At 62.3% G+C, this 12,934-nt stretch carries 5 protein-coding genes and 1 pseudogene; all 6 read left to right on the top strand.

Features of this window, described 5'->3' with window-relative positions; all coding sequences use genetic code 11:
- The coding region (gene drmD, locus JWQ89_RS14685; protein ID WP_299642191.1) for a DISARM system SNF2-like helicase DrmD at positions 1-2,796 on the top strand (2,796 nt) is incomplete at its 5' end.
- Positions 2,797-6,768 (top strand): DNA methyltransferase, encoded by a 3,972-nt coding sequence (locus JWQ89_RS14680; RefSeq protein ID WP_299642190.1) that lies wholly within the window; start codon positions 2,797-2,799, stop codon positions 6,766-6,768.
- Positions 6,761-7,813, top strand: a complete 1,053-nt coding sequence (locus JWQ89_RS14675; RefSeq protein WP_299642189.1) for a DUF3883 domain-containing protein — start codon at positions 6,761-6,763, stop codon at positions 7,811-7,813. Before JWQ89_RS14680 ends, JWQ89_RS14675 begins: the two co-directional genes overlap by 8 nt.
- A complete protein-coding gene (locus tag JWQ89_RS14670) occupies positions 7,810-8,562 on the top strand; it encodes a hypothetical protein (RefSeq protein WP_299642188.1) in 753 nt (250 codons plus the stop codon). The genes JWQ89_RS14675 and JWQ89_RS14670 overlap by 4 nt, the downstream gene beginning before the upstream one ends.
- 39 nt (positions 8,563-8,601) lie before the next feature.
- Positions 8,602-12,060 (top strand): DISARM system helicase DrmA, encoded by a 3,459-nt coding sequence (gene drmA, locus JWQ89_RS14665; protein ID WP_299642187.1) that lies wholly within the window; start codon positions 8,602-8,604, stop codon positions 12,058-12,060.
- Between the two features lie 22 nt (positions 12,061-12,082).
- A pseudogene (locus JWQ89_RS14660) lies at positions 12,083-12,934 on the top strand (hypothetical protein); the annotation flags it as partial.

The following is a 12,934-nucleotide window of genomic DNA, read 5'->3' as shown; positions in this document are numbered from 1 at the left end:
GTGAACCTGCTGATCGCTGACGACGTCGGTGCAGGTAAGACTGTTGAAGCGGGCCTGGTGCTAAGGGAGCTGCTGCTGCGGCGCCGAGTCGACTTCGCCTTGGTCGCGGCCCCTGCGGGTATGGTTCGGCAATGGAAAGACGAGCTGGAGAGTAAGTTCGGCCTGGCCTTTACCATCATCGACCGAGACTATCTGGCGACGCTTCGTCAGGAGCGTGGTTACGGAGCAAACCCTTGGGCCTCCGGCACCCGCTTCATAATCTCGCATTCGCTCTTGGTGGATGAGACCTACGTCGGTGGCCTGCGGGATATGCTCGGTGCGTTCCGGCCGCGCGCGTTGCTCATCCTCGACGAGGCTCATCACGCCGCCCCGGCGAGCGGCTCCCGGTACGCAATTGACAGCCAGTTCACGCGCGCCGTACGGGGGCTTGCTGATCGGTTCGAACACCGCTTGTTCCTGTCGGCAACGCCGCACAACGGCCACTCAAATTCTTTCTCTGCTCTGCTCGAAATTCTCGACCCGCAGCGCTTCACGAGAGGCGTCCCCGTGCGCCCCCGGGACCTCGACGCGATCATGGTGAGGCGGCTGAAGTCCGACCTGCGATACTTCGGGGAGACCTTTCCTGTTCGACGGGTCGAGCCGATTGTCATTTCCGGCCTTTCGGGCGATGCCCCAGAACTGCAGTTGTCCCTCATGCTGGCGGCCTATGGCGAGGCGGTGCGGGCCCGCGCGGCAGAATTGCCACCCCGACTGGCCGGGTTTGCACGACTTGGATTTGTAGGACTGCAGCAGCGATTGCTGTCTTCGATTGCAGCTTTTGCGAAGACGTTGGAGGTACATCGCCGGGGACTTCTGCGTGGTGACGGAGGAGGGCTGGAAGACGCGGCGACTTCCTTCGTCGAGGGCGCGGTCGAAACTGAGGACGAAGCCCAGGATGAAACTACAGCCGCCGATCTTCTGCAGGCCGAAGAGGATCAGGCGGCGGAGACGGCAGGGATGCTCGCCTCCAGCGTCTCTGACATCGGGTTGGTTGACGAGATGCTCGAACTTGCCCGCAAGTGCGCAATACGACCCGATGCGCGTGTGCGAAAACTGGTGGAGTGGGTTCGGGTCAATCTCGCCCCAGACGGGCACTGGAACAATCGCCGCCTCGTCATCTTCACGGAATACGAAGACACTCGCCGCTGGCTGGAGAGGCGTCTTGCAGAAGCGCTGGACGACCTGGATGCCGATACTCGTATCGCCATCTTCACGGGCTCGACGTCCACGGACCGCCGCGAGGAGCTGAAGCGTCGCTTCAATTCTGACCCGGCCGGCGATCCGCTCCGCATTCTCATCTGCACTGACGCCGCGCGCGAAGGCATCAACCTGCAAATGCGGTGCCACGATCTCATACATTTCGACCTGCCGTGGAACCCGGCCCGTCTCGAACAGCGAAACGGCCGTATCGACCGCAAGCTACAACCGGCCAAAGAAGTCTGGTGCCGCTACTTCCTCTATGAGCAGCGACCCGAAGACGTCGTATTGCAGGCTCTAGTGCGCAAGACGGAGTTGATCCGACAACAGCTCGGGTCAGCCGGACAGGTCATCGCCAACAGGCTATCCGATAGACTTGAGCATGAAGGCATCTGGCGGCCGCGAGCGCAGGCTCAGGAGATCGAAGGAGGTCAGGACGAGGGCCTCGAGCACATTGCCGTCCAAGAAATGGACGATGAGACCGAGGCACGCAGGGCGCGTCAAGCAAAGGAACTCGACGATCTGCGCGCCACACTAGAGCGCTCGCGGGAACGGGTTGGTGTGGAGACGGACGAACTTCAGGCGGTGGTTGCTACTGCCCTGTCGCGGGTAGGGACGTCGTTGGACGCGGCTCGGGTCGGTGACGTCAATGGCACGCCCCTGTTTCGCCTGGACCCCGCTGACCCCGCATTTGCCATTGGTGGCTGGCAAGACGCATTGGATGATCTGCGGCTCCGGCGGCGCAAGAAGTCCGAACGCCTCATGGATTGGCGTTCGGGAGTGCCGCTAAGGCAAGTGTCGTTCAAGCCCGCTACCACCAAAGAGGGCGCCGACGCGGAGGGCGTCGTCCAGGTCCATCTTGAGCACCGACTGGTCCGGCGCCTCTTGTCACGCTTCGTGAGCCAGGGCTTCTCAACGGGCCTTTCACGGGCTTGCGTCATCCGCGGGCCGGGAGCGCAGCCGCGTGTCGTCTTGCTGGGCCGCCTCGCCCTCTACGGACCGGGAGCTACCCGCCTGCACGAGGAGATCATCCTTGTGACCGCGGCATGGACCGAGGCCGGGCGCGGCACCGCGCCACTGCGCCCCTTCGGCGCCACTCGAGAGGACGCCACACTCACGCAGCTTCAGCAGGCCCTGCAAAACCCCTCTTCGCCCCCGGAGCAAATCATAGGGCGCATTCGGCGTTGGGCGGCGCAGGATGCTGCTGACCTCGAACCCGAGCTTCGTGCTCGCGCTGAGAAGAACAAGAACGAGGCGGGTCGGAACTTGGCCGGCATTGGTGAAGCCGAAGCCAACTCCCTGCGCAGACTGCTTGAGGAGCAGCGGCAGCGCATCGCGAAAGCCAATGCCGAACCGGATGACCAGCAGCTGTCATTCCTGCCCGAACTCGCCGCCGAGGCGGAGCAGCGACGGCGCGATCGTCGGCACTGGCAGACGAAGCTCGACCGGCTGGCCGTCGACATTGAGCAGGAGCCGGAGCGGGTGCGCAACGGCTACACGGTCGTTGCAGATCGGCTTGAGACCATCGGCTTGGTCTACCTCTGGCCGGAGGGGAACTAGATGGCGACGGACCCCAACGTTGAATGGCTTGGCCACGTCCAGCCCGTCGGTCTCGTCGTGTCGCCTGTCGTGCTGGCGGACCGCGGGCAAAACCCGGCAGAGCAGACCAGGTTCGACAGCGACGAAGTCAAGGCGCTGCTGTCGGGGGACGAAGGGGAACCGGCTCTGGCCGATACCTGGGCATTCTTCAACCAAATTCTCGGCTGGCGGCCGGCACAGGTGGCGGGCACTAATGGCGGCGCGCCTATGCCGCACGAGCTGTCGCTTAGGATTGAGGAAAGCGACATCGATATTGCCCCGACCTGGGCAGTTTGCCAGCCCGGCGGTGGTTGGCAGCTGCTGGTTGCGGTCGAGGCTCGCGGGATACCGCCAGACGCCCGCGGTGCTCTTCAGGGATGGGAGGCAACGCCGCACCAACGGCTAGAGCGCCTGCTACGAGAGAAGGGCGTACCGGCCGGCATCCTCGTGACTGACGAAGAGCTACGCTTTATCTATGCTCCACGAGGGGAGACTAGCGGCTGGCTGGCGTTCCCGCTGCGCTCACTCGGCGAGGTTGGTGGCCGGCCGATGCTAGGCGGTCTCAAACTTCTGCTCTCGTCCTTTCAATTACACAACGCCGCCCCCGAACACCGCCTGCTAGCGTTGCTGAAGGCCAGTCGAGACGCCCAGGCCGAAGTCTCGACCAAGCTGGCCGGGCAGGTTCTCGGCGCGTTGCATGATTTGCTCCGCGGGCTCCATGCCGCGGACCGCCAGCGCATCGAGGCGCTGGCAGCGACCCGGCAGGATCATCTCTACGACGGACTGCTGACGGTATTGCTGCGGCTGGTCTTTCTACTCTACGCCGAGGATCGTGACCTGATCCCCTCCCGCACCGACGCGGACGCCCGGGCCATTTATGATCAGGGCTATGGCGTACGAGCACTCCATGCGCGGCTGCTCGACAACGCCGCGCACTATCTCGACACGATGGACGAGCGGCGGGGCGCGTGGCCGCAACTCCTTGCCCTTTTCCGCCTCGTGTATAAAGGCGACAACACCGGCTGGATCAAGGGACGCGGCGGCAAGCTCTTTGACCCGGCGGAGTTCCCGTTCCTGCATGGGCAGGACGCCGCTGGAGACCGCCCGTCACCCGCTCCAGTTTCAGACGGCACTATCCTACGCATCCTTGATGGGCTGCTGACGCTTGATGGCGAGAAGCTGTCCTATCGCACTCTCGATGTTGAGCAGATCGGCAGCGTCTACGAGACGGTGATGGGCTTCACCATCGAGACGCGGTCAGGCCCGGCACTGGCCATACGCGCTGGCAAGAACGATCGTACGCCGGTGTACGTCGACGTCGCGGCGCTGGCGGCAACAAAGGGATCGGAGCGGGTCAAGTTCCTGAAGGAAGAGGCGAGCCGCAACGCCCTCGGCGACAAGGTGGCGAAGCCGCTGACGGCAGCAGGGGATGAGGCGGCAACAATCGCGGCACTACGGCCGATCGTGGACGAGCGTGGCTCCCCCGGTGGCGAGGTATCGCCGCCAGGTACACCGCTCCTGCAACCGACAGACGAAAGGCGACGCACCGGCAGCCACTACACCCCACGTTCCCTCACCGCGCCCATCGTTGAATATGCGCTTGAGCCGGCTTTCGAGCTCCTTGGCCCGGATGTGCGTCCGGAACAAATCCTCGAGCTGAAGGTCTGCGATCCCGCGATGGGCTCAGGCGCCTTCCTGGTCGAGGCCTGCCGAGCGCTGGGCGAGCGCTTGGTCAAGGCTTGGGTGCGGTGGCCATTGACGCGCCCGGCAATCCCACCCGACGAGGATGAGCTGCTGCATGCAAAGCGTTTGGTGGCACAGCGTTGCCTATACGGCGTCGACAAGAACCCGCGCGCGGTCGATCTCGCGAAGCTGTCGCTGTGGTTGGCGACGCTGGCAAGGGACCATGAATTCACTTTCGTTGATCATGCGCTGAAATGCGGCGACAGCCTCGTTGGTCTCGACGCCGCGCAGATTGCGGCGATGCAATGGGATACATCGAAGCCTGGCCTGCCTCTTTTCGAGAGGTTTGTGGCGGATCGCGCGGCTGAGGCGACGAAGTCGCGTGCCGAAATACAGTCAGCGCCGGACGACACCAAGCTCGTCGTGCTGGAACAGAAGCACAGGCATATCGAAGAGAGCGTCGAGTTGGTGCGATTGCTGGGCGACGCGGTCATCTCCGCCTTCTTCGCCGAGGACAGCGCGAAAGCGCGCGATAGACGACGCGCCACCATCGAGAGCTGGGTCTCGGGTATCGGAGAGGCAAAGTGGGACGAGCTGCGCGGCGCCGCGGCGAGCCTGCGTACGGGCGAGCACCCGCTGTTTCCGTTCCACTGGGCGGTCGAGTTTCCGGAGGTGTTCGGACGCGAAAATCCAGGCTTCGATGTCATCGTTGGAAACCCACCCTTTGCCGGAATGGTCACAACAAGCAAGAGCAATAGGAAGGGATATATCGACTGGCTGCAAACCCTGCATCAACACGCCCATGGCAACGCCGATTTGGTTTCGCATTTCTTTCGGCGGGCCTTCGACATAATCCGGCGTGACGGCGTGTTTGGTCTAATCTCGACTAATACAATCCGCCAAGGCGACACGCGCGAAACCGGTCTGACCGCCATCCTTGCTGCGGGAGGAACGATCTTCCGGGCCAACAGACGCATGCGGTGGCCGGGCGAGGCGGCGGTTGTGGTGTGCGTTGTTCACATTGCGAAGGGTAATGCAAAGCGGCTGCTTATCGATCACCGGCCAGTCAAACGCATATCCGCGTACCTCGTCGAGGGACACTTCGACGCTTCGCCGGAGCGGCTTTTTGCAAATTCGAAGATAGCTTTTAAGGGCTCTGTGATCCTCGGCGCCGGATTCACGTTTGACGATGAAACGGCTCGAAAGGGAAGGTCACTGTCGCTCGACGATATGCAAAAGCTCGTTAGTGCAAATCCGCACAATCGGGAACGCATCTTTCCCTATATCGGCGGAGAGGAATTCAGCAACGATCCGCGCCATTTAAACCGCCGCTGGATCATCGATTTCGCGGCGGCGCCGCTGAAGCGTCAGGAAAGTGGACGACCATGGGCGGCGATGAACGAAGAAGGCCGGCTTGCATGCATCAGGGAAGGTATCGTGCCGCTGGACTATCCGGATTGGGTTGCTGCCGACTGGCCGGAGTTGCTCTCTATTGTCGAAAGGTTCGTGAAGCCAAAGCGGGATCAGGACAACCGTCCCGCCCGAAAAAAGCGATGGTGGCGCTTTGGCGACCGGCAACCGGGGCTCTACGCAGCCGTCCAAGGATTGCCGCGAGTAGTGGCAATCACGCAAACCTCGCCGCACTTGGCCGTATCATGGCTTCCTACGCAGCTCGTGTTTGATCAGAAGTTGGTTGTTCTGGCGACCGCGTCAGACGCGATGTTTTGCTTGATACAGTCGCGAGTGCATGAAATTTGGGCGCGCTTCTTCGCGTCGACCATGAAAGACGACCTCAGCTATACCCCTTCCGACTCCTTCCAGACCTTCCCGTTTCCCGAAGGCTTCGCAACCTCAGCAGCGATGGGCGACGCTGGCCGCACCTATCACGACCATCGCGCTGCGCTAATGGTCGCTCGCAGCGAGGGAATGACAAAAACCTACAATCGTTTCCACGATTCTGACGAACGCGCCGAGGACATCGCTCGCCTGCTCGAACTGCACGCCAGGATGGATTGCGTGGTGCTCGGCGCCTATGGCTGGGATGATCTAGCTGCGCGCGCCGAGCCGATTATCCTCGACAAGGCCAATGAGGATGACCACACCTTCCAGGGTCGCCGATTTTGGCCATCCGCCTTCCGCGACGAGGTTCTCGCCCGCCTCCTCGCCCTCAACGCCGAACGCCACGCCGAAGAACTCCGCCTCGGCGTCGCAACTGGCGCAATGAGGATCGACGATCAATCAGATGATCAAGAGGACGAGGATCGTGGCTGATATCATCGTCTTTCATACGGCTTGGATGGACAAATATGATGGTGACCGCGCGAGCTTGAGCGCCGGCGGCTTCAAGTTCGCAGTCGAACATGGCTATGGCCATGAAATGTACAACTTCCGCGACATCGACGGTCAATACTATGGGTACGTCCCGCCCACTGGGACTTTGCATTTCGAGGATCACTTCCCTGTCCCGAAGAAAACCGAAGTGCTGGAAGGTGTGACGGTTGTGTGGACCGCGCCACATCCGGAGCAAGGTGGGCGCGCGGTGGTTGGCATCTGGCGTGATGCGAAGGTGTATCGGTACGATCAGGAACCAACCGGCGCGCCCGCGCGCCGCCGCAAGATCGGTACCGAGATTGCAGGCTATCGTTGTACGGCCGAAGCAGCAAACTGCGTGCTGCTCCCGCCTGACGCGAGGCCGATCTTCGTGCTCGCCCGTCAGCGTCGCGGTAGCGAGTCATGGCCCGGACAACAGAAGGTCTTCTACCCCAAGCCGAAGTCACAAGCCCTAAGGCGGCTCATCGAAATACTCCGGGACATCGACCTGAGGAGTTCGCCGGCTGTCAAAGCTTCGAACGGCAAGGGCAAGAAAACCGGGCGTTCGGGCTGGCAGGCTGATGTCGAGAGGCGCCGTCAGATCGAGGTAGCTGCGGTGAAGTCCGTAGGCCTCCATTTGGAAGGTTTAGGGTTCACCGTCCATTCGGTGGAGAAGGACAATCTCGGCTACGATCTAGCGGCAACCCGCGGCGACGAGATGTTGCATGTCGAGGTCAAGGGTCGGTCCGGTGGGGATGTTGTCGCTGATCTGTCAGTAAATGAGTTTGATTGTCTGAGTCGCTATCAGCGCCTTCGGAAGCCGGAAAAGCACTACCGGATCGCCATCGTAACGGACGCGCTCGGCAAGCCGGACATCCACGAATTCGTCTTGGTACGGGGACGGACTTCGGCCGAAACCTCTTGGTGGACCCTCGACGGCCAATGGCGGCTGCAATTTGAGGAACGCAAAGCGGCGAGGCTGACGGCAAAGTGGGTGAATAAATGAGCAAGGCCGAGACGATCCGCAGCGGGAAACTTGGCAAGCTCGACCTACGGCTTGTGCGTAAGGACGGCCAGTTCTTTGGTCTGGCCGATGGGAAAGTCTGTCTTGCGGGAGCCGACGCTGATGACGTCTGGCGGCGCCTGCACGACGAGGCCGGGAAGGCAAACCCCCACTACTTCGGCTTCGCCGGCGCGCGCGCCCGGTTCTTGAAGTTCTTCCCGAATGGTTTTCAGTCGGCCGGCTACACTGGCGACGAACGTGATTACAAGGTCGCTCTCAAGAACAAGCTGGAAGCTGGAGCACCCCTTGAGCAGGCGGCGACCGGGTCAGGCTTCACCGAAGCCGTATTGTCCGCCTATCAGACGAACATGCTCTCGGTGTTCGAAAAGGTAAGAGTTCGGGACACACTGCGTGGCCCCAATGGTGACGACTTCGTTCGAGCAGCCGCCCGGTTCGCCCTGGGAGAGGGGAAGGTCGCTCTGCGTGGCATGCAGAACGCGCTAAAACCTCACGACGGGGCGAAATGGACCATAGTTACGTACCTTCCGTTCCTCTGGCCCCCAGAGGAACACCTGTTCCTGAAGCCGGAAAAGACCAAGGACTTCGCCGAGCGGGTCGGGCATCGGTTCGCAAACGACTACGGTCCCGCCCTAGACCTAAACGTATACGAGAGCCTGCTTGATCTCGCCTCCAAGACCGCGATCGAGATCGCCGACCTGCGGCCGCGAGACCGAATTGACGTCCAGAGCTAGTGACTACAACGAAGCAACAGAGCAACCGAAGGCTTAGTGATGCCCAGCGCACCGACCACGTCCGAGCCTGTCCGTTCCCGCATCCTCGATATCTTTCGTCGCGATCTCATCGGCCCGGGGCCTCTGGATGCCGACTTGTTCGATGAGCGTCTGAAGGAGAACCCGTCCCGCTGGTACCTCACCGGCTTCATTGCTCCTGCTCCGGAGGACGAGAAGGATGAAGTTGCCGTGGAGGATGAGGGTGATCCGCTCCTAGGTGAAGAGGATGCGGGCGACCCCGAGGGAGGCGGCGGGCGGGCTGCTGACGATGCGCCTGACGACACTCCCGCGGCGCGAAAGAGCCGAGCGCCGTCTTCCTTCGGTTTGACAGTGCTGGTCGATGCCTCCGGGCGGCAAGTTGAGGTGACACTCAGCTGGGGGGATTACGTGACAGTGCCACCACTCCCACCCGAGGTGCTACTCGACGAGACCACCCAGTTCGACCCCGCGTATCGAAATGTCCAGTGGCAGCGTAAGCCACACCGAGAGACGCTTACGATCGCCGTCCCCGACGGGCGCGGTCAATCTGTGACCGTGCCCAACTCCGCAGGCGACCAGCGACCACTCGGGGCGCTTTCAATCGAGGCCCATGCTCGGCAGTATGCTGTTGCGGAACCCGATGGCACCGTTCGGCAACTGCGTGCACTGACGGTTATGGTCGTCAATCGCAGGCCACCCACGCGCCGACGCTTTGTCGACCTCACGTATGCCTTCCAAGTCCGGCTCGAGGTTCGCTGTGCCCAGGGCATTTACCCTCGCGCCGACATGACGGGCTATGGCTCTCAGGATAGGGATGCTGCTCTCGCAGACCTGCATTATGCCGACGTTGTCGAGCATGCCCGAGGCACCAACACGTCGGCCGGCTGGCAAGCGGATAAGGACGGGATCGTCAGGGCGGCTCACACAGACTTTCTGCCGTCAGCCGAGGTCGAGCGAGTTGAGCCGAATGAGAAGATCGCGGGTGTCGAATTCGAAATGGAAACGCTCGCCGACCTCGCGGATGCTCCGACCAGCCTCGCCGCAGGTCTTGCGCAGCTGCCGGCACTCTATGAGGTGTGGATTTCCGCGCAACAGACAGTCATTGGCTCCATAGCCGGACAGCCACGGCGGAACACGGCGGACCGCCTCATCGGCGCCGCCCGCGAGGCGCGTGGCCGTATCGCCGCCGGCATCGCCCTACTTGAGCGCGATCGTTTCTCCCGCCTTGCCTTCAAAGCGATGAACGAGGCCGTAGCTCGCGCCGCCCGCCAGCGCAACGCCGGGCCCAACGGAGACCCTGCTACTCAGCAGCGGCCGAAGTGGCGGCCCTTTCAGTTGGCATTCATACTTCTCAACCTTCCCGGGCTGCAGGACGAACTGAGCCCGGAACGGGAGATTGTTGACCTCCTCTTTTTCCCAACCGGCGGTGGCAAGACCGAGGCCTATCTTGGCCTTTCGGCTTGGACGATTGCACATCGACGGCTGACCAATAGCGGTGTCCTGGGAGCGGGCATGGCCGTGTTGATGCGCTACACGTTGCGCCTCTTGACGCTGGATCAGCTGTCCCGTGCCGCTGGTGTTGTTTGTGCCCTAGAGCTAATGCGCGAGGAGCAAGCATGGAAGGACAACGGCAAACGCATGCTCGGGGAGTGGCCCATAGAAATCGGCTTGTGGGTCGGTTCCGCGGCTTCGCCGAACCGGCTCGGCAAGACGGGAGATGGACGGAAGGACACAGCGGTTGCTCGAGTGCGCCGCTTTCGTAGCACGGGCAGGGAGGCGCCCGCTCCAATCAAGGCGTGCCCTTGGTGCGGCGAACCGTTCGTGCCGGATAGTTTCGCGTGTGTTCCGAGCGCCAGGGCGCCGCAGAATATGGAAATCCGATGTGCTAACCCGACCTGCGCGTTCACAGGCAATCGAGCGCTGCCAATTCTCACCGTTGACGAGGTGATCTATCGGCGCCTTCCCGCTTTCGTCATCGCCACCGTGGACAAGTTCGCTGGGCTTCCGTGGTTGGCGGAGGCCGGCGCCTTCTTCGGGCACGTTGACCGGATGGACAACTGGGGGTTCTACGGTGCCGCTGATCCGAGAGGTGATGGAACGCCACTGCACAATGGCAACTCCCTCGCGCCGCCGGAGCTGATTATCCAAGACGAGCTGCACCTGATCAGCGGTCCCCTTGGGACTGTTGCAGCGCTCTACGAGGTCGCGCTCGACCGGCTCTCCACTCGAAATAGGGGCGAGCATCGGATCAGACCGAAGATTGTCGCGAGTACCGCCACGGTTCGCCGTGCCAGTTCGCAGATCGAGGCGTTATTCGATCGCAAGAAGACAGCCATTTTTCCCCCACCGGGACCGAACCGCAGGGACAGTTTCTTCGCCCTTACTGTGCCTTCCACCCAAACGCCGGCACGGCTCTATCTTGGCCTTGCGGCGCCAGGCAAGGGGCCAAAGCTGATCTTCCTGCGCGCGCTCACGACCCTGCTCGCGGCGGCCGAGAAAGAGGCGCAGGCCGGGGTCGATGCCGACCCCTACCTGACCGCGCTCTGCTACTTCAATGCGCTGCGCGAACTCGGCGGCGCACGACGCATCGTCGAGGATGAGGTGAGGGCACGACTAGGCTCCTATGGCACCGAACGCCGCAGAATTTCACCCTCGGATCAGCCGTTCGCCGATCGTCGTTTGAGGGAGGTGTTGGAACTCACCTCCCGAGAGAGCACCGACAAAGTCGCAGCCGCCAAGGATGCTTTGGCCATACCCTGTGCCGACCCAAGGAACGGCGTCGACGTGGCGCTAGCAACGAACATGATCTCCGTCGGCCTCGATATAGGAAGACTGGGGTTTATGGTGGTCCAGGGGCAGCCCAAAGGCACGTCCGAGTACATCCAGGCCACGAGCCGGGTGGGGCGCTTGCCAACCAAGCCCGGCCTGGTGCTAGCGCTGCTGAATGCTCATAAGCCCCGCGACCGGCTCCACTACGAGGGTTTTCGCTACTTTCACGCCTGCTTCTATCGCGCGGTCGAGGCCACGAGTGTGACCCCGTGGGCCGCCAGGGCCCTGGACCGCGCCCTCGCAGCAGTGATCGTCGCGATTGCTCGTCACGTCCAGCCCGAGCTGTCACAGGAGCCGACAGCTGCCGAAATCGCCAGCTATCCGAACCTCCGTGCCGAGATCATTAAGACGTTCGTCGATCGGGCCCCGGCTGGCGCGGTAACCGGCGGTCACGTGGCACTGACCGCCGCGATTGAGACGATCCTCGACGACTGGGACTTCCTTGCCAACGATCACAGGGCAAACGCGGAAACGCTCTACTATGGCTATCCTAAGCAGAAGGCGCTGCTGCACGATCCCCTCGATCCGCTGCTCAATACCCTCGATCCGCGCTATCGCCGCTTCACTGCCGGACGATCGATGAGAGACGTCGAACACGTCTCGGCCCTGAAGATCACAGACCCATATGGACAGCCCCTTTCGGGCAACTAGCAACGACGAAACGGGGACGCATATGGCTCATGACAAGGTTCGGCTCGGGCAAATCGTCGGGCTCTATGGTCCCGGCGCGATGCTCGATCTGCCCGAGCGATCGGTTCTGGTGCGCAGCATCGACGACTGGGAGATGTTTGGAGCTGGCACGTTCCAGTCGATCAACGAGCCGCGGCTTTCGCGACTTCTCTTCCAGCGACTAGCCGATCAGGACGGGCGCCTCGTCGCGGATCATCCTCCGGAGCTGAGGACTCCGCCGATCGATCCCAACGATCCCAAGCGAATTCCTCCTGGCGTCAAAGCCACTGTATTTCCCCTCTGGTTCGTCTGTGACGCTATCGCAGGCGATCCACCTCATCGCCGGCGATTGGTGCGGTTCCAGGACCTGGACCCGCCGCGTCGCTTGGAACACCGGGGGGACGATGGCAAGCGTCGCAAGGCTTCACCGATCCGTTTCGTGTGTGGCTGCGAGGATGGGCACCTTCAAGACATCGACTGGCGTCGTATCCTCCACCAGAACGGCCGGGACGGCCCGGAGGCTCAGGCCGGGCAATGCCGTGAGCAGATGTGGTTAGAGGACGGGGGCACCAGCGCCGATCCGCGCGATACTCGCATTGTCTGTGACTGTGGAGCCTCGCTCTCACTGGAACAACTCTTCCAGAAAGGTCGACTTGGGCCCTGCCGAGGTGAGCGGCCTTGGATCGGCGACCGGGACCCGAACGGGTGCACCCATGACCTGCGTCTGCTGATCAGGAGCGCAACCAACACCTATTTCCCGCAGGTTGCAAAGGTCATCTCACTTCCCCAAACCCTGGACGAGCTGGATCGTCGCATCGAGGCTGTGTGGACCGCAATAGCCACTTGCGCGACCACC

Origin of the sequence: Devosia sp. (assembly GCF_028290645.1) — a bacterium.
Classification (GTDB): Bacteria; Pseudomonadota; Alphaproteobacteria; order Rhizobiales; family Devosiaceae; genus Devosia_A.
The sequence above is the reverse complement of the archived record's forward strand: the minus strand, read 5'-3'. Positions and strand labels throughout refer to the sequence as shown.

Coding starts and splice junctions, on each gene's coding strand:
- JWQ89_RS14670 (WP_299642188.1), top strand. CDS start 7,810: ATGAGCAAGGCCGAGACGATCCGCAGCGGGAAACTTGGCAAGCTCGAC.
- JWQ89_RS14680 (WP_299642190.1), top strand. CDS start 2,797: ATGGCGACGGACCCCAACGTTGAATGGCTTGGCCACGTCCAGCCCGTC.
- drmA (WP_299642187.1), top strand. CDS start 8,602: ATGCCCAGCGCACCGACCACGTCCGAGCCTGTCCGTTCCCGCATCCTC.